Source organism: Arthrobacter sp. Dra40 (assembly GCF_059091905.1).
On record NZ_JBNHHB010000122.1, the window covers coordinates 1 to 15,522 of the forward strand.

A 15,522-nucleotide genomic window follows, 5' to 3' on the forward strand; every position below is an offset into this window, starting at 1 on the left:
GTGAGCAGCCCGGCGCCATCACCGGTTCCTTCATCGGCGCCGACTGCGCCGCGGTGTTCCAGGTTGCGCAGCGCCGTCAGCGCCGCATCGACAATGTCGTGCCCGGGCTCGCCTCTCAGGGTGGCAATGACAGCGAGACCGCAGGCGTCTTTTTCGTGAACAGGATCGTACAGCCCGGTTCGTTCCGGGTAGGCGGCGAAACGACTGAACGGCGACTGCACTTTGGTGTGCTGAGGCCCGTGTCCGCCGCCGAGGCTGCGCGGGGTACTCGACCCCTTGAACGGAGGAGTCATCGTGAACTTCCTTCTCCTGGATGTGCGTGAGAAGGGGACGGCGCTGGCCCCGCCCGGACCGGTCCGAGGAATGGGCCTGTCCGTGCTGCAGTCGGGATTCGATGGCGTGCTCCCCCGGCACAGCGCATTCGGTGTGCAGGGTTTGGATGGTGCCGCAAGGATGAACGGTGCGGTCGATCAGCCACGACCGCCGGGAACCGCATTCGTGGTGCGCCTGGTCCGGCGGAGAATCCACGTCAGTGTGGTCGGTACGGTGCATGTCTGCGCCCGGTGGGTAATCCGGGATGTGCGTACCTCGATGGTCCGGTCGGCCGCTGAGGTCGGCCCGGTCCGCCGAACGAGTCTGTTCTGCGGTAGAGCGACGATAGCACGCCGGTGTCGGTGCAACACAGGGTTTTCAGGATTTTTAACGAGCGTTTTCCGGATTGTTAACGGCAGCGCGCGGAGGGCAGGAAGCCGCCGGAACCACTGGAGCTTCGGTTCCGGCGGCTGCCTGGATGACTAGTTCTGACTGCGGTTGTTCTCTGCCCGCAGCGGGTCGTTGTCTTCTGCTGCATCGGCTGCCGCACTGTCCGCAGCCGTCGGCTTGGTTGCTGAACCATGGTGATCCGCCTCCGCCGTGGCCGGGGAAGCCTCGGAGCCTGCCGGGGCAGCGCCGGCAGCGGCCGGAGACGCCTCGGAGCCAGATTTAGCGCCACTGGGCACGGCGGAGGCACCGCCGTCGTGCGTGGAAGCTTTGTCCCGCACCGCCGCTGTTGGCGCTGACTCCACCTCAACCTCATCGCCGGAGGGCTCACGGCCGGGCAAGTACACCGAGTCGGTCCCGGCGGTGCGCGGGCGGCGGGACAGCACAACGAAAATCACGACGGCGGCGACCAGCAGCAGCAGCGACGTCCACACGTTCAGCCGCTGGGTGATGCCGAACAGGGTGACCATCTCGGCGTCGTCGATGCGCAGCATTTCAATCCAGATCCGGCCGAGCGTGTAGAACGCGACGTACAGCCAGAACAGCATGCCGCGGCGGAACTTGAAGCGCTTGTCCAGCAGCAGCAACAGGGCCACTCCGGCCAGGTTCCACAGCGACTCGTAGAGGAAGGTGGGGTGGAACAACGTCCCCGGGGCCGCATCGGCAGGGAAGTTGGGGTTGTTGGGGTCGATTTCCAAGCCCCAGGGCAGTGTGGTGGGTGCGCCGAACAGCTCTTGGTTGAACCAGTTGCCCCAGCGCCCAATGGCCTGGGCCAGCAGCACCCCGGGGGCGGCGGCATCCATGAAGGCCGGCAGCTTGATGCCGGCCCTGCGGCACGCGATCCACGCGCCGACCAGGCCGAGTGCCACGGCGCCCCAGATGCCCAGCCCGCCGCGCCAGATCTGCGGGATGAGGCTCAGGTCCCCGTTCGGTCCGAAGTAGGCATCGGGTGATGAGAAGACGTGGTAGAGACGGCCGCCGACAATGCCGAACGGGATGGCCCAAATGGCCGCATCCCAGATGAACTCCTCTTGCCCGCCGCGCGCCTTCCAGCGACGGTTCGTCAGCCACAGTGCCGCGACGATGCCGAGCAGGATGCACAGGGCATAGGCATGAATGGTCACCGGGCCAAGGGTGAACCCGGACCAGCCGGGGCTGGGGAAGGATGCCGGGACGGCCATTGCAATAGTCGTGCTGTACACCAGATTCGTCCTCTAGGCCGATGTTTGCGGGTTGTTCGGCGGTCCGCGGCGGAACCGCCGGCCACCGGTCATTCTGTCAGTCCCGGGGCGTGCCTTCGGCCAGCCGCGCCGCCAGTGCACCGAGTGCTTCCACACCGGAGTTGCCCAGTTCGGCCACCAGCGCGGTGCCGACGATGGCGCCCTCGGCATAGGCGCCGATTTCGCGCACGTGCTCTGGGCTGGAAACGCCGAGGCCAACGCAGACCCGTTCGGCTCCGGCTTCATGGGCCGACGTGACCACGCGCTCGGCGGCGCTGGAGACACTCTCGCGGGCGCCGGTGACACCCATGATGGATACCGCGTAGACGAATCCCCGGCTGGCCTTGACCGTCATCGCCATCCGCTCCGGAGAGGAGGACGGCGCGACCAGGAAGACGCGGTCGAGCCCGTATTTGTCCGAGGCTTCGAACCACTCCCCTGCCTCATCGGGAATCAAGTCCGGGGTGATCAGCCCGGCGCCGCCGGCCTCTGCCAGCCGGCGGGAGAACTCGTCGACGCCCATCCGGAGGACCGGGTTCCAGTACGTCATGACCAGCACGGCAGCATCGCACCGGGCGGTGATGCCGGCGACGATGTCAAACACCTGGCTGACCCGGAAACCGTCCTTCAGCGCCTGCACGGTGGCAGCCTGGATGACCGAGCCGTCCATCACCGGGTCCGAGTACGGAATGCCAATCTCAATGACGTCCGCGCCGTTCTCTGCCAATGCGACGGCGGCGTCGATGGTGGTCTGGACGTCCGGGTACCCTGCGGGCAGGTAGCCGACCAGGGCGGTCCTGCCGGCGGCCAGGGCCCGGTCGATGGCCGCAGCCGACTTGCTGACGGTGGCGGTATTGTTCACAGCTGCTCTCCTTCGGAGCCGATTTCGGCCTCTGGCGATTCGTTGGGCAGCAGGCCGAACCACTCCGCAGCAGTGGCGACGTCCTTGTCGCCGCGGCCGGAGAGATTCACAACGATGATGACGTCCTGCGGATTGTCGGTGCCTTCGGTCAGGCGCTTGCCCACTCTGAGCGCTCCCGCCAGTGCGTGCGAAGACTCGATGGCCGGAATGATCCCTTCGGTCCGGCACAGCAGCCGGAAGGCATCCATGGCTTCCGCATCGGTGACCGGTTCGTAGCTGGCCCGGCCAATGTCCGAGAGGTAGGAATGCTCGGGTCCGACGCCTGGATAATCCAGTCCGGCCGAGATCGAGTGCGACTCGATGGTCTGGCCGTCCTCGTCCTGCATCAGGTAGGAACGTGCGCCGTGCAGCACGCCCGGCCGGCCCAGCGTTATGGTGGCCGCGTGCCGGCCGGTGTCCACGCCGTCGCCGCCGGCTTCGAAGCCGTACAGCGCGACGTTCCGGTCATCCAGGAAGCCATGGAAGATGCCGATGGCGTTGGAGCCGCCGCCGATGCAGGCGCACACGGCGTCCGGCAACCGGCCGGTCTGGTCGAGGATCTGCGCGCGGGCTTCCTCGCCGATCACTTCATGGAAGAAGCGGACCAGAGCCGGGAAGGGATGGGCGCCGGCAGCGGTGCCCAGCAGGTAGTGGGTGTTGTGCACATTGGCCACCCAGTCGCGCAGGGCTTCGTTGATGGCGTCCTTGAGCGTCTGCGACCCGGCAGTGACGGGAACGACGGTGGCTCCGAGCAGCTCCATCCGGGCTACGTTCAGGGCCTGCCGGCGGGTGTCTTCGGCGCCCATGTACACCACGCATTCCATGCCCAGCAGTGCGGCGGCCGTGGCACTGGCAACGCCGTGCTGGCCGGCACCGGTCTCGGCGATGATGCGGGTCTTGCCCATTCGCTGGGCGAGCAGGGCCTGGCCCAGCACATTGTTGATCTTGTGCGAGCCGGTGTGGTTCAGGTCCTCGCGCTTGAGGAAGATCCGGGCGCCGCCGGCGTGCCGGGAGAAGCGCTTGGCTTCGGTCAGCAGCGACGGACGGCCGGAGTAGTTCTTGTTCAGCTCGGCAACCTGGGCGACGAATTCCGGGTCCGCCTTGGCCTTCTCAAACGTATCTTCGAGCTCGTCCAGCGCGGCGATCAGGGATTCGGGCATCCAGCGCCCGCCAAAGGCGCCGAAGTACGGACCGGGGGCATGGCGGAGACTCCCTCCGGCCAGGAAAACATCTGCTGCTTCCTGCGTTGTTCCGGGCTCTGCCGGGGTGTCAGGGCTCTGCGTCATGGCCGTCCTGTCTGTTGCTGGAGGCAGCCGCGGAGCCGCAGATGGCCCTGTCTGCCCCTGAAGGATTCTGAAGTTGTGCGCGCCGCAGCCTCAGCGGCGTGCGGCGATGGCTTCGGAGCCGGCCGCGCCGAACTCGGCAACGGCCGCTTCCGGATCGCCCATGGTCACCAATGCCTCGCCGACCAGGACCGCGTGGGCGCCCTGGTTGGCGTAGTCACGGACATCGTCCACGCCGCGGACTCCCGATTCAGCCACGACCACGGCACCGGCAGGGATCCTGCCGGCCAGTGCGGGGAACACGGAACGGTCCACGTCCAAGGTTTTCAGGTTGCGGACGTTCACCCCGATGATGCGTGCGTCGACGGCCACGGCCCGGTCGATTTCCTCGGCGGTGTGGGTCTCCACCAGCGCTTCCATGCCCAGTTCATGCGTCAGGGCCAGCAGGGCTTTCAGCTGTGCATCGTCCAGAGCAGCGACGATCAACAGCACCAGATCCGCACCGTGGGCACGGGCCTCGAAGATTTGGTACTCCTCGACGTTGAAATCCTTGCGCAGCAGAGGAACGTCCACTGCGGCGCGCACGGCGTCGAAGTCCGCCAGTGAGCCGTTGAACCGGCGCTGCTCGGTCAACACACTGATGACGGCAGCCCCGCCACGTGCGTAATCGGCGGCCAGGTCAGCCGGGTCGGCGATGGACGCCAGCTCGCCCTTGGAGGGGCTCTTGCGCTTGACCTCCGCGATCACCTTGAGCGCAGTACGGGGCGAATCGTTGCCGCCCAGGGCAGCGTAGGCATCGCGGGGGGCCGGTGCTTCAGCGGCCAGTCGTTGGATCTCAGCCAACGGGACCTTCGTGCGCCGCGCCTCGAGGTCTTCCCTGACGCCAACGATGATGTCGTCGAGAACGGTCACTGTCAGTGTCCGCTGCCCTGGATCTTGCTGCCGTCCACGCCGTAACCGGCCTTCTTCATGATCCAGCCGACGATCAAGCCGATGAAGACCACGGCCATGCCGGCCCAGAAGACCAGGGCCGAGGCCATGGCGAATCCGATACCTGCCACGATGGAGCCCGCAATCATGATGAGCACGCAGGTCCAAGCGGCGGGGCTGTTGCCGTGGCCGATGACCTCGTCGTGGATGTTGCCTGCCGGATCCGTCTTCATCGCGGTTTCGGTGGCGGTGGCCTGGTTGCCCATGGTGTTTCTCCCTCTAAAACGGTTCTGCTAGTTCATTCTGCCATTGTTTGGCTGCCCGGCGGGCCAGTGTGACACGCCCGCGGGCCGCCCCGCTCCCCGGCACATGGCCGGGCCGGTGGTTCAATCGGTGGGGTCCTCACCCCGGCTGAGCTGGTCCCAGCTGTCAATTTCGTCGACGCTGCCTGCGCGGTCCGAGGGCATGCCGTCAGCCTGCCGGTCTGTTGCCGGCACGTACTTCCTGGACGCAGCCCAGGACCGTCCGGCGATCACCAGCCAGAGGGCCGTCAGCACCAGCAGAACGCCGGCACCGGCTGCCAGGTACGGGAAAGCGGTGCTGCCGACGGCGGCTGCTCCCCCGATTTGTCCGGTCGCCTCGCCGATTGCTGCCGACGCGGCGGCGGCCGGATCGGCAATCACGGCGATGCTGGCGGCAGTGATGCCGATGCCGGCCGCTGCCAGCAGCACGGCAATCACGATCCGGGCCACCCGGCCGGCGATGGAAGCAGCCAGCGCGGCGGCCAAGGCCACCAGCGCCAGAGCCGTCACCGCGGTGGCGGCGTCGCTGCCGGGCACGCTCACATCAGGGGTCTGGACCTTGGTCCCCGGGAAACGAACATTAAGCCACGTCTGCGTGGTGGTCCCGAAGGCTGCCAGCGACATCACGACGGCGGCCAGCACCACGATGCCTTTTCGCCGCCACCGCGCAACGCCCGTCCGTGACGGGTGTTCCGGGCCTCCGGCCGGGGAGGTGTTGTCGTCGCTCATCCCTGTCCCCTGACCGGTACATGTGCTGGATTGGCCGGATGCAGCCTGGCCGCCAGCGTCACGGCGCGCAGCGGCGCGGCCGCCTTGTTCACGGTCTCGAGGGCCTCAGCCTCCGGCTGCGAATCGGCCACGATCCCGCCACCCGACTGGACGAAGGCCACTCCGCCGCGCAGCAGGGCCGAGCGGATGGCGATGGCCATGTCCATGTCCCCGGCGAAGTCGAGGTAGCCCACCACACCGCCGTAGATCCCGCGCCGGTGCGGTTCAAGTTCGTCCAGCAGCCTCAGCGCGCGCGGTTTCGGGGCGCCGGAGAGCGTCCCGGCCGGGAACGTCGCGGCCAGCACATCGTAGGCCGTCTTATCAGGGGACAGCCGGCCAACGACGGTGGAGACCAGATGCATGATGTGGCTGAACTTCTCCACCTCCATAAACTGTGTGACATCCACGGTGCCCGGTTCGCAGACCTTGGAGATGTCGTTGCGGGCCAGGTCCACGAGCATCAGGTGTTCGGCGCGTTCCTTCTTGTCAGCCAGCAGTTCCTCGGCCAGCTCCTTGTCATGCTCTACGCTGTGTCCGCGCGGCCGGGATCCGGCGATGGGGTGGGTAATGACTTCGTCTCCGGTGACCGTCACCAGAGCCTCCGGCGAGGATCCCACGATGGAATAGCCCACGCCGTCGGGGTCCTGAAGACTGAACAGGTACATGTAGGGACTGGGATTGAGATTGCGCAGCACCCGGTAGACGTCGAGCGCCTCGGCGGAGCATTCGGCTTCGAACCGGCGGGAGATCACCACCTGGAACACTTCGCCGTCGACAATCGCTTCCTTGCCCCGGTCCACGGCGGCCAGATACTTCTCCCGGGCCCAGCGGTGGGTCACGCTGTTCATCAGGTCTTCGGTTTCCAGCGCGGCGTCTTCCAGCACCGAGACCTGCTGGGCCAGCGGTTCGGCCAGTTGGGCCAGCATGAGCTTGGCACGTTTGACGGCATCCAGCCATGCCTCGTCCACGCGCTCATCGCGGTTGTCGAAGTTGATGGCGTTGGCGATCAGTGTGACCGTGCCTTCGGCGTTATCGTGCACCGCCAGATCGGTGACCAGGTTCATGGCCAGCTCGGGCAGGCCAAGGTCGTCTTCCGGCGGTGACGTCAACTTCTCCCAGTGCCGCACAGCCTCCCAGCCGACGAACCCCACGAGGCCGGACGTCAGCGGCGGGAGGGCATCGAACCGCTCGGTGCGCAGCGCCTCCACCGTCGCGCGCAGCGCCTCCACCGGATTGCCGTCGCGCGGCACGCCCACCGGCGGCTCGCCCAGCCAGTGCGCCTGCCCGTCCTTGGTGGTCAGCGTCGCGCGCGAGTGGGCCCCGATGAATGAATAGCGCGACCAGACTCCGCCCACGGCGGCGGATTCAAGCAGGAAGGTTCCCGGCCGGGAGTCCGCGAGTTTGCGGTAGATCGAGATCGGAGTCTGGTCATCGGCGAGCACCTTGAGGGACACGGGAATCACCCGGCGGTCGCGCGCAAGCGTGCGGAATTCCTCCAGGCTGGGGCTGATGACGCCAAGGTCCTGCATGCGTTATCTGTCTTTCGCTTCAGTGGCTGATAGTGCGGTGGTCAAAGGGAGGGGCGGCGGCTGCTCAGGAGCCGGGCGCTGCCCCGTCGTCGCCGGGCGCGGCCCGGCGGCCGGCGACAGCGTCCAGGTCACGCCCGTCAAAACAGGTGCGGGTGCCGGTGTGGCAGGCGGCGCCCACTTGGTCCACCCGGACCAGCAGGGCATCGCCGTCGCAGTCCAGGGCCACGGACTTGACGAACTGGACGTGCCCGGAGGTGTCGCCCTTGCGCCAGTATTCCTGTCGTGAGCGTGAATAGAAGGTCACGCGGCCGGTGGTCAAGGTGCGGTGCAGCGCCTCGTCATCCATCCAGCCCAGCATCAGCACCTCACCGGAATCGAACTGCTGCACTATCGCGGCGACAAGCCCTGCGGAGTCCCGCTTAAGCCGCTCGGCCACGGCGGGATCGAGGGCCGTTGCACCGGCGGCGGGCGGCATTGTATTCGGGGAATCAGACTGGGAAGGCATCCCTACAAGTCTAGTGCCAAGTCGCGGCGGCACCTGCCCGTGCGCGGGGGGCCTTGGCGGCCCGAAATTCCCGCCCGTACACTGCTTCTTCGTGCTAGGTTCAGAAGCGATGCATTACGTGAATCCCTCCCGCGAAGTCCTGGCCGAAACCTTGTTGGCTGCAGGACCGGATTCACCCACCCTGTGTGAGGGGTGGCAGACGGCTGAACTCGCCGCCCACTTGTATATCCGCGAGCATCGGGTAGGCGCCGCACTCGGCCTGGCCTTCAAGCCGCTGGCGAAGGTTTCCGATGCCGCCACCCGGAAGATGTCGGACAAAGCCCGGAAAACAGGCGGCTACGCCAAACTGGTGGACGCCTTCCGCGCCGGCCCGCCGGCCCTTTCGCCGCTCAAAGTCCCGGCTGTGGACACGGTCGCCAACCTGGTGGAATTCTTCGTCCATACCGAAGATGTCCGCCGCGCCACCGACCGTTGGGCGCCACGGGCCTTGGACGAAGACTATTCGACGGCCCTGTGGGACGAATTGATCAAGCGGGCAGCCCTGTTGTACCGCGGCGTGGACCTTGGCATCGTGCTGGTGCGACCGGACGGACCCCGGCACGTTGCCAAACGAGCGCCGGACTCCGTCGCCATCGTGGGTGAACCAGGCGAGCTGTTGATGCATGCCTGCGGCCGCGCCAACCACGCCCTGGTCACCTTCGAAGGCCAAGCCGATGCCGTGGCCCTGTTGCAAAGCGCCGAAATCGGCCTCTGAGAATCGGCCTCTAATCCGTGGCCGCAAGCCCGGGCCGGGCTTACCGGACCGGGTAGCCCGCTGCCCTGATGGCCTGCTTGACCTGGGCTATCGCGTCGTCGGGCCCGAAGTGGAAGACCGAGGCGGCCAGCACAGCGTCCGCTCCGGCTGCCACCGCCGGCGGAAAATGCTCGGGCTTTCCGGCACCGCCGGAAGCAATCAGCGGAACCTTTACCTCGGCCCGCACCGCCCGGATCATTTCGAGATCGAACCCGTCCTTGGTGCCGTCGGCGTCGATCGAGTTGAGCAGCAGCTCCCCTACACCGCGGTCGGCTGCTTCCCGGGCCCACTGCACCGCGTCGATGCCCGTGCCCTTGCGGCCGCCGTGCGTGGTGACTTCGAATCCGGACGCCACTGAGGGGTCGTCGGTCCGGCGGGCGTCCAGCGAGAGCACCAGCACCTGCGACCCGAAGTAGCGGGTGATTTCGTCGATCACATCGGGCCGGGCCACTGCCGCCGTATTGATCGCGGCCTTGTCCGCCCCGAAGCGCAGCAGTTTGTCGACGTCGGCAACTTCCCGCACACCTCCGCCCACGGTCAGCGGGATGAAGACTTCCTCGGCGGTGCGCGCCACCACGTCGAACGTGGTCTCGCGGTTACCGGAGGAGGCGGTAACGTCCAAAAAGGTCAGTTCGTCGGCGCCGGCGCGGTCGTACCGGTGGGCCAGTTCCACGGGATCACCGGCGTCGCGCAGACCTTCGAAATTGACGCCCTTGACCACACGTCCGGCGTCGACGTCCAAACAGGGAATCACTCGGATGGCAACAGTCATGGCTAGCTCCGGGGCAATCAGATACGGCAGGCGTGAATGGTGCTGACCAGGATCGCCCGGGCGCCGAGATCGTAGAGCTCGTCCATGATTCGGTTGGTCTGGGTTCGGCGGACCATCGAGCGCACGGCCACCCAGCCGGTGTCGCGCAAGGGCGAGATGGTGGGTGATTCCAGCCCCGGGGTCAGGGCCGCGGCAGCGTCAACGTGGTCCTTGCGGATGTCGTAGTCCATCATGACGTACTCGCGGGCGACAATTACGCCGCGCAACCGGCGCATCAGCACATCCAGGCCAGGCGGGGTTTCCCCGGCACGCCCGATCAGCACGGCCTCGGACTTCAGGATGGGCTCCCCGAAGATCTCCATGTTGGCCGCCCGCAGCGTATTGCCGGTCTCGACAACATCGGCAATGGCGTCGGCCACACCGAGACGCACCGAGGATTCCACCGCGCCGTCCAAGCGGACGACGGAGGCGTTGATGCCGTTCTCGGTCAGGTAGGTGCGCAGCAGTCCGTCGTAGCTAGTGGCCAGGCGCTTGCCGTTGAGCTGCTCGGCGCTGCTGAACTCGCCCACGGGGCCCGCGAACCGGAACGTGGACGCCGCGAAGCCCAGATTCATCAACTCGACCGCTTCGACCTCCGCATCCAGAAACAGGTCGCGGCCGGTGATACCGACATCCAAGGTGCCCGAGCCTACGTAGACGGCGATGTCGCGCGGCCGCAGGAAGAAGAACTCGATGTCGTTGTCCGCGTCGGTCATGACCAGTTCCCGGCTGTCGCGGCGCTGGAGGTAGCCTGCTTCCCCGAGCATGGCGGAGGCGGCTTCGGACAGGGACCCCTTATTGGGAACAGCTACACGCAGCATGTGAAGTCTTTCTGGAATCATCTCGGCCGCAGCACGGCCTTAAAACTTTGGAATCGGCCTGGGTCTGGGCGGGGCACCGCGGCAGGGCGGCGTCCCGCTACAGATGCTTGTAGACGTCTTCCAGCTGAAGGCCCTTGGCGATCATCAAGACCTGCAGGTGGTAGAGCAGCTGGGAGATTTCCTCGGCCGCGGCCTCGTCGGACTCGTACTCGGCCGCCATCCAGACTTCGGCGGCCTCTTCGACGACCTTCTTCCCGATGCCGTGGATGCCGGAATCCAGCTCGGCCACCGTACGCGAGCCCTCCGGGCGCTGTTGCGCCTTCTCGCTCAGTTCCGCAAACAGGGATTCGAAGGATTTCACGCCCTTTAGACTACGTCAGGAGCGCGGGGCGGCGGCAAACCGCCATCCCATTGTGACAAATCCCTCCGGGCGCCGCGCAGCAGCCCGTCAGACGCCGAGACCGAGAAGCGCAGCCGCGGTCGCCAGGGCTGCGGTGACCGCCTCGTGCCCCTTGTCTTCGCTGGAGCCTTCCAGGCCGGCCCTGTCCAGTCCCTGCTGCTCGGTGTCGCATGTGAGCACGCCGAATCCTACGGGTTTTCCGGTCTGGACGCTGACGCTGGTCAGTCCCTCCGTGGCCGCCTGGCAGACGTACTCGAAGTGCGGCGTGCCGCCACGGATCACGACGCCGAGCGCCACCACGGCGTCGTAGTGCGGTGCCAGCCGGGCGGCGGCGACGGGCAGCTCGAACGCGCCGGGCACCCGGACCAGGACAGGGTCTTCAATCCCGGCCTCCGCTGCTGCCCGGAGCGCACCGTCAACCAGTCCGTCCATGATTTCGGTGTGCCAACTGGCCGCGACGATGGCGAGTTTCAGCGCGCCGGTCTCCGCCTGCAGGCCGGTGATGTCGATAACTGGTGCTCCGTGTCCGCTCATGATCTTCCTTCGTGAATGCTGTGTGTCGGTGGTCAATGGTGTGCCGCGGCGCAGGCGTCAGCTCTGCTGCACGGGTGTTGTCTGCAGCACGGCCAGCCGGTGGTCCATCCGGTCGCGCTTGGTCTCCAAATAGCGGCGGTTCTGTTCCCGGAAGGGGACTTCAGCGGTGACCATTTCCACCACCTCGATCCCCATCGCTGCCAGCGTGCTGCCTTTGGTCGGGTTGTTGCTCAGCAGCCGGATGGAGCCGATGCCCATGGCCCGCAGGATGGCGGCAGCGGCCGTGTAGTCGCGTGCGTCCACGGGCAGGCCCAACTGTTCATTGGCTTCCACGGTGTCGGCGCCGGCTTCCTGCAGCGCGTAGGCGCGGATCTTGTTGGCCAGCCCGATGCCGCGTCCCTCCTGCCCGCGCAAGTACAGCACGGTTCCGCCCTGTCCGCCGATCATCGCAAGTGCCTGCTCCAATTGCTCGCCGCAGTCGCACCGATAGGAAGCGAACACATCACCGGTCAGGCACTCCGAGTGCAGCCGCACCAGTGGTTCGGCGGTCGGCTGGACCGGTGACGTGATGCTCAAGTGCTCCACGCCGGTGGCGGCGTCGGTCCAGGCCTGGGCCGTGAAATTCCCGAATGCGGTGGGCAGCTGGACCGAGGGCCCGCCCTCGACCGCGGCGGCCGGACTGTTGGCGTACCTGTCCCTAGCGGCCATGGTGCGCCGCCTTTGTGGGGCCGGCCGCATGCTGATGACCGGAGAGGTGGTTTGCCAGGTCCTCGATCGACACCAGCGGACACTTGTGCTCATCGGCAAAAGCACGCAGGGCCGGCAGGCGCATCATGTCCCCCTCGTCATGCACCACTTCAGCGATCACTCCCACCGGCGCGCGCCCGCCCAGACGGCACAGGTCAACAGCCGCTTCGGTATGTCCGCGCCGCACCAGCACCCCGCCGTCTACCGCCCGCAGCGGAAAGACGTGTCCGGGCCGCGTCAGGTCGGCGGCAGTGCTGTTCGCTGCCGCGAGCACCAAGGCGGTGCGTGCGCGGTCCGCGGAACTGATGCCCGTCGTGATCCCGGCGGCAGCGTCGCAGGAAACCGTGTAGGCCGTGCCTTTGGCATCCTGGTTGACTTCGACCATCGGCGGCAGCCCCAGTTCGTCGGCCCGTGCCGCGGACAGCGGTACGCAGATCACGCCCGAGGTGTAGCGGATCGTCCAGCCCATGAGTTCGGGCGTAGCGGCGTCGGCCGCGAAGATGATGTCGCCTTCGTTCTCCCGGTCCTCGTCATCGACGACGACGACGGGGCGTCCGGCCGCGATCGCCGCGACGGCTTCTTCTATGGTGTCGAGCGCGATCCGCGGCTCCACCGCCGCGCTCACGCCCGGGCTCCTGCTGTGAAGGCCAGCAGCCGCTCGGCGTACTTGGCGAGCACGTCCACCTCCAGGTTGACTGCGTCTCCGGGTTGCTTGGCGCCCAGCCCCGTGTCGGCCAGCGTGGTCGGAATCAAACCAACCTCGAAGAACTGTGTATCCGCTGCAGCATCGCTGACTTTCGTCACTGTCAGCGAGACGCCGTCGACGGCGATGGACCCTTTTTCGGCGATGTAGCGGGCCAGCCCGTGGGGAACGGTGAAGCGCAGCCGCTCCCAGTCGCCCAGGTTTTCCCGTTCGGCCAGCGTGCCCACGCCATCCACGTGCCCTTGCACCACGTGCCCGTCCAGCCGCCCGTCGGCGGGGACGCAGCGTTCCAGGTTCACCGTCTGCCCGGGCTGGAGTGACCCGGTGGTGGTGCGGGTGAGGGTCTCCCCCATCACGTCGACGCTGACCCGGTTGCCGTTCAGGGCGACGGCCGTCAGGCACACGCCATTGACGGCGATGGACCCGCCGAGCGGGAGCCCCGGAGCGGTCTGCGGGGCGGCGAAGGTCAGGACGGCACTGTCGGAGGCTGGAGTCAACTCCAGCGACTCAACCCGTCCTTGTTCCGCAATGATTCCGGTAAACATTCACTTGCCTTTCTGGGTGCCGTGGAACGGCAGAGGTTCAAGGTGCAGGCGCAGATCAGCGCCCAAAATGCGGGTGCTGCCGCCGGCTGTATCCCAGCGCCAGCGGGCAGCCTCGGCCAGGGTCCCGATGCCAAGGTCCGTGACCGCGCGGGTGCCGGCGCCAAGCATCAGGGGTGCTACGTACAGCACGAGTTCATCCACCAGATCGGCGCGCAGGAAAGCGGAGGCGATGGTGGCGCCGCCCTCGATCATGGCGTGGCCGACGCCCCGGTTGGCCAATTCGGCCAGGACGTCAGCCGGGTCGTGGGTGGCCAGTTGCAGGAAGCGTCCGTCCGCGCCGCGGATGGCGGCGTCGGCGGGCACCTTCCGGCGCCCCATCACCACGCGCAGGGGCTGGGCCGGTGTGTCGTTTCCGGCCAGGTCCCGCGCGGTCAGGCGGGGGTCGTCCGCCGCAATGGTTCCGGTGCCCGCTATGATCGCGTCGGCACGGGAGCGGATGCCGTGGCTGTCGGCCCGGGCTTCCTGACCTGTGATCCACTGGCTGGTGCCGTCGTTGGCGGCGATCAACCCGTCCACTGTCTGCGCAATGTGCAGGGTGGTGAAGGGGCGCAGCTCCCGGCGCGCCTGGAACCAGCGGTGGTTCAAGTCCTGCGCCTGCTGCAGCATCAGGCCGGTGCGCACTGCGACGCCCGCCCCGGCCAACCGCTGCGCCCCGCCGGCCGCCTCATCGGTGGGGTCGGCCATGGCGTAAACCAGCGACCCGACCCCTGCCTCCAGAATGGCAGCTGAGCAGGGGCCCGTACGTCCGTGGTGATCGCACGGTTCCAGCGTGACCAGCATGGTGCAGTCCGCCAAGTCGGACCGGCGTTCCCCGGGCACCTTGGCCAGCGCGTCCACTTCTGCATGCGGTGTACCGGCACCCCGGTGGTATCCGAGGCTGATCACCTCCCCGTCCGGGTCGATGATGGCGGCGCCTACCAACGGATTCGCTCCGCGCACGCCGTTGCGGGCCGCGTCGAGCGCCAGTTCCATGCCGCGCTGCTCCGCCGTCGGGAAATCCTGGCCAATGCCGGTGGCTGCCTGGCTCATCGGGACGGTACCTGCCCGTCTGCCGGTTGCCCGATCCGCGGATCCGGATGCAGGATCTCCACCTCGGGCTTGGCCTGTGCGTTGGCCCGCCACCAGACAAAGAATCCGACCAGGGTGAAGCCGCCATAAAAGAGGTACATGAAGGCACTGGCGTAGTAGCCGGCGCTGAACAGCAGGGGCACGCCCACGATGTCGACCGCCACCCAGATCAGCCAGAACTCAACCCAACCGCGCGCCATGCCGTAGGTCGCCAGCAGCGACCCCACAAAAGTCCAGGCGTCGGCCCACACCGGCTCATAGGAGCCCAGGGCGGCGAATACCGGAGTCAGCGCAACGGTGCCCAGGAGCAAAGCAGCCACCAGGCACCATCGCGCCTTCCCGCCGGCCCACTGCGGAGTGATGGCGTGGCCGTTCCCGCTGCGGGCAGCACGCCAACGGTTCCAACCGTAAACGGCCACGGCGATGAACATGATCTGACGGCCTGCCTGGCCCAGCAGGTTGGCGGTGCTGGCGGAGCCGAAAAGCGATCCGAGGAAGACGGTCAGCAGCAACACGTTGCCGATGATGCCGACAGGCCAGGCCCATACTTTTCGGCGCATGCCGCCGAGGGCACTGAGGAGTCCGAAGACATTGCCCAGAACTTCGCGCAGCAGCAGGGCGCTGCCAGCGACGGGAATCTGGGCTTCAAAGAGCCACCGCAGAAAATCCATGCCGTTCCTTTCGAGCCGCGGCGGCTCCGGGGAACGACAGAGCGGTAGGTCCGGGCGCCCGGGTCAGCGGTCATCGACCGTACCCGGTGGCCCATTGCTGCCACCTGTACGTGCTTCTCCCATCCAGACTTTAACTGTCGGTACCGGAATTCCACCGGTTCAACCGTTGCCT

At 67.1% G+C, this 15,522-nt stretch carries 19 protein-coding genes; 1 reads left to right on the forward strand and 18 read right to left on the reverse strand.

The genetic code is table 11. The annotated features are described in order from the left end of the window. The 9 genes from AC5RWT_RS26355 to hisI form a co-directional block, all read right to left on the reverse strand. Positions 1-293 (reverse strand): hypothetical protein (locus tag AC5RWT_RS26355; RefSeq protein WP_494082773.1); only part of this gene is annotated, 293 nt, incomplete at its 3' end. Positions 294-794: 501 nt separating this feature from the next. Further along, positions 795-1,940 (reverse strand): prolipoprotein diacylglyceryl transferase, encoded by a 1,146-nt coding sequence (lgt, locus tag AC5RWT_RS26360; protein ID WP_494082786.1) that lies wholly within the window; start codon positions 1,938-1,940, stop codon positions 795-797. A 97-nt stretch (positions 1,941-2,037) separates the two neighbouring features. Then, the gene (gene trpA / locus AC5RWT_RS26365) at positions 2,038-2,841 is read right to left on the reverse strand and encodes a tryptophan synthase subunit alpha (RefSeq protein ID WP_494082774.1); all 804 of its coding nucleotides are present in this window, start codon (positions 2,839-2,841) and stop codon (positions 2,038-2,040) included. Further along, positions 2,838-4,166, reverse strand: coding sequence for a tryptophan synthase subunit beta (gene trpB / locus AC5RWT_RS26370; RefSeq protein ID WP_494082775.1), 1,329 nt, complete (start codon positions 4,164-4,166; stop codon positions 2,838-2,840). The genes trpA and trpB overlap by 4 nt, the downstream gene beginning before the upstream one ends. A gap of 90 nt (positions 4,167-4,256) precedes the next feature. Further along, positions 4,257-5,075 (reverse strand): indole-3-glycerol phosphate synthase TrpC, encoded by an 819-nt coding sequence (gene trpC / locus AC5RWT_RS26375; protein WP_494082776.1) that lies wholly within the window; start codon positions 5,073-5,075, stop codon positions 4,257-4,259. 2 nt (positions 5,076-5,077) lie between these two features. Continuing rightward, entirely contained in the window at positions 5,078-5,359 is a 282-nt protein-coding gene (locus tag AC5RWT_RS26380; RefSeq protein ID WP_493967463.1) for an HGxxPAAW family protein, read from the reverse strand. Between the two features lie 120 nt (positions 5,360-5,479). After that, positions 5,480-6,124, reverse strand: coding sequence for a Trp biosynthesis-associated membrane protein (locus AC5RWT_RS26385; RefSeq protein WP_494082777.1), 645 nt, complete (start codon positions 6,122-6,124; stop codon positions 5,480-5,482). Further along, positions 6,121-7,692: an anthranilate synthase component I gene (locus AC5RWT_RS26390; RefSeq protein WP_494082778.1), complete on the reverse strand. Its 1,572-nt coding sequence runs from the start codon at positions 7,690-7,692 to the stop codon at positions 6,121-6,123. The genes AC5RWT_RS26385 and AC5RWT_RS26390 overlap by 4 nt, the downstream gene beginning before the upstream one ends. Before the next feature lie 64 nt (positions 7,693-7,756). Beyond that, positions 7,757-8,167: a phosphoribosyl-AMP cyclohydrolase gene (hisI, locus tag AC5RWT_RS26395; RefSeq protein ID WP_494082787.1), complete on the reverse strand. Its 411-nt coding sequence runs from the start codon at positions 8,165-8,167 to the stop codon at positions 7,757-7,759. 139 nt (positions 8,168-8,306) lie between these two features. On the opposite strand from hisI, the gene AC5RWT_RS26400 reads away from it, so the two are divergent. After that, positions 8,307-8,951, forward strand: a complete 645-nt coding sequence (locus AC5RWT_RS26400; RefSeq protein ID WP_494082788.1) for a TIGR03085 family metal-binding protein — start codon at positions 8,307-8,309, stop codon at positions 8,949-8,951. Positions 8,952-8,991: 40 nt separating this feature from the next. On the opposite strand, the gene hisF is transcribed toward AC5RWT_RS26400, so the two are convergent. From hisF to pnuC, 9 genes are all read right to left on the reverse strand, one after another. Next, positions 8,992-9,762, reverse strand: coding sequence for an imidazole glycerol phosphate synthase subunit HisF (gene hisF / locus AC5RWT_RS26405; RefSeq protein WP_494082779.1), 771 nt, complete (start codon positions 9,760-9,762; stop codon positions 8,992-8,994). Positions 9,763-9,779: 17 nt separating this feature from the next. After that, positions 9,780-10,622, reverse strand: a complete 843-nt coding sequence (gene hisG / locus AC5RWT_RS26410) for an ATP phosphoribosyltransferase (protein WP_494082780.1) — start codon at positions 10,620-10,622, stop codon at positions 9,780-9,782. A gap of 97 nt (positions 10,623-10,719) precedes the next feature. Then, the gene (locus AC5RWT_RS26415) at positions 10,720-10,983 is read right to left on the reverse strand and encodes a phosphoribosyl-ATP diphosphatase (RefSeq protein WP_493967457.1); all 264 of its coding nucleotides are present in this window, start codon (positions 10,981-10,983) and stop codon (positions 10,720-10,722) included. 87 nt (positions 10,984-11,070) lie between these two features. Beyond that, positions 11,071-11,556 (reverse strand): 6,7-dimethyl-8-ribityllumazine synthase, encoded by a 486-nt coding sequence (gene ribH / locus AC5RWT_RS26420; RefSeq protein WP_493967456.1) that lies wholly within the window; start codon positions 11,554-11,556, stop codon positions 11,071-11,073. 57 nt (positions 11,557-11,613) lie between these two features. Next, positions 11,614-12,264: a GTP cyclohydrolase II gene (gene ribA / locus AC5RWT_RS26425; protein ID WP_494082781.1), complete on the reverse strand. Its 651-nt coding sequence runs from the start codon at positions 12,262-12,264 to the stop codon at positions 11,614-11,616. Continuing rightward, positions 12,254-12,928 carry a 3,4-dihydroxy-2-butanone-4-phosphate synthase gene (ribB, locus tag AC5RWT_RS26430; RefSeq protein WP_494082782.1) on the reverse strand — a complete coding sequence of 225 codons (675 nt, stop codon included), beginning with the start codon at positions 12,926-12,928 and terminating at the stop codon, positions 12,254-12,256. The genes ribA and ribB overlap by 11 nt, the downstream gene beginning before the upstream one ends. Beyond that, on the reverse strand, positions 12,925-13,551 hold the full coding sequence (locus tag AC5RWT_RS26435) for a riboflavin synthase (RefSeq protein WP_494082783.1): 627 nt from the start codon (positions 13,549-13,551) through the stop codon (positions 12,925-12,927). Before AC5RWT_RS26435 ends, ribB begins: the two co-directional genes overlap by 4 nt. Further along, positions 13,552-14,640, reverse strand: a complete 1,089-nt coding sequence (ribD, locus tag AC5RWT_RS26440; RefSeq protein WP_494082784.1) for a bifunctional diaminohydroxyphosphoribosylaminopyrimidine deaminase/5-amino-6-(5-phosphoribosylamino)uracil reductase RibD — start codon at positions 14,638-14,640, stop codon at positions 13,552-13,554. Then, entirely contained in the window at positions 14,637-15,350 is a 714-nt protein-coding gene (gene pnuC / locus AC5RWT_RS26445) for a nicotinamide riboside transporter PnuC (RefSeq protein ID WP_494082785.1), read from the reverse strand. Before pnuC ends, ribD begins: the two co-directional genes overlap by 4 nt. Positions 15,351-15,522: the final 172 nt, after the last annotated feature.

Bases quoted from the DNA above. Each gene is read 5' to 3' on its own strand.
- lgt (WP_494082786.1), bottom strand. From the start codon at position 1,940: ATGGCCGTCCCGGCATCCTTCCCCAGCCCCGGCTGGTCCGGGTTCACC.
- trpB (WP_494082775.1), bottom strand. From the start codon at position 4,166: ATGACGCAGAGCCCTGACACCCCGGCAGAGCCCGGAACAACGCAGGAA.
- AC5RWT_RS26380 (WP_493967463.1), bottom strand. From the start codon at position 5,359: ATGGGCAACCAGGCCACCGCCACCGAAACCGCGATGAAGACGGATCCG.
- AC5RWT_RS26385 (WP_494082777.1), bottom strand. From the start codon at position 6,124: ATGAGCGACGACAACACCTCCCCGGCCGGAGGCCCGGAACACCCGTCA.
- AC5RWT_RS26390 (WP_494082778.1), bottom strand. From the start codon at position 7,692: ATGCAGGACCTTGGCGTCATCAGCCCCAGCCTGGAGGAATTCCGCACG.
- hisI (WP_494082787.1), bottom strand. From the start codon at position 8,167: ATGCCGCCCGCCGCCGGTGCAACGGCCCTCGATCCCGCCGTGGCCGAG.
- AC5RWT_RS26400 (WP_494082788.1), top strand. From the start codon at position 8,307: ATGCATTACGTGAATCCCTCCCGCGAAGTCCTGGCCGAAACCTTGTTG.
- hisF (WP_494082779.1), bottom strand. From the start codon at position 9,762: ATGACTGTTGCCATCCGAGTGATTCCCTGTTTGGACGTCGACGCCGGA.
- hisG (WP_494082780.1), bottom strand. From the start codon at position 10,622: ATGCTGCGTGTAGCTGTTCCCAATAAGGGGTCCCTGTCCGAAGCCGCC.
- ribH (WP_493967456.1), bottom strand. From the start codon at position 11,556: ATGAGCGGACACGGAGCACCAGTTATCGACATCACCGGCCTGCAGGCG.
- ribA (WP_494082781.1), bottom strand. From the start codon at position 12,264: ATGGCCGCTAGGGACAGGTACGCCAACAGTCCGGCCGCCGCGGTCGAG.
- AC5RWT_RS26435 (WP_494082783.1), bottom strand. From the start codon at position 13,551: ATGTTTACCGGAATCATTGCGGAACAAGGACGGGTTGAGTCGCTGGAG.
- ribD (WP_494082784.1), bottom strand. From the start codon at position 14,640: ATGAGCCAGGCAGCCACCGGCATTGGCCAGGATTTCCCGACGGCGGAG.
- pnuC (WP_494082785.1), bottom strand. From the start codon at position 15,350: ATGGATTTTCTGCGGTGGCTCTTTGAAGCCCAGATTCCCGTCGCTGGC.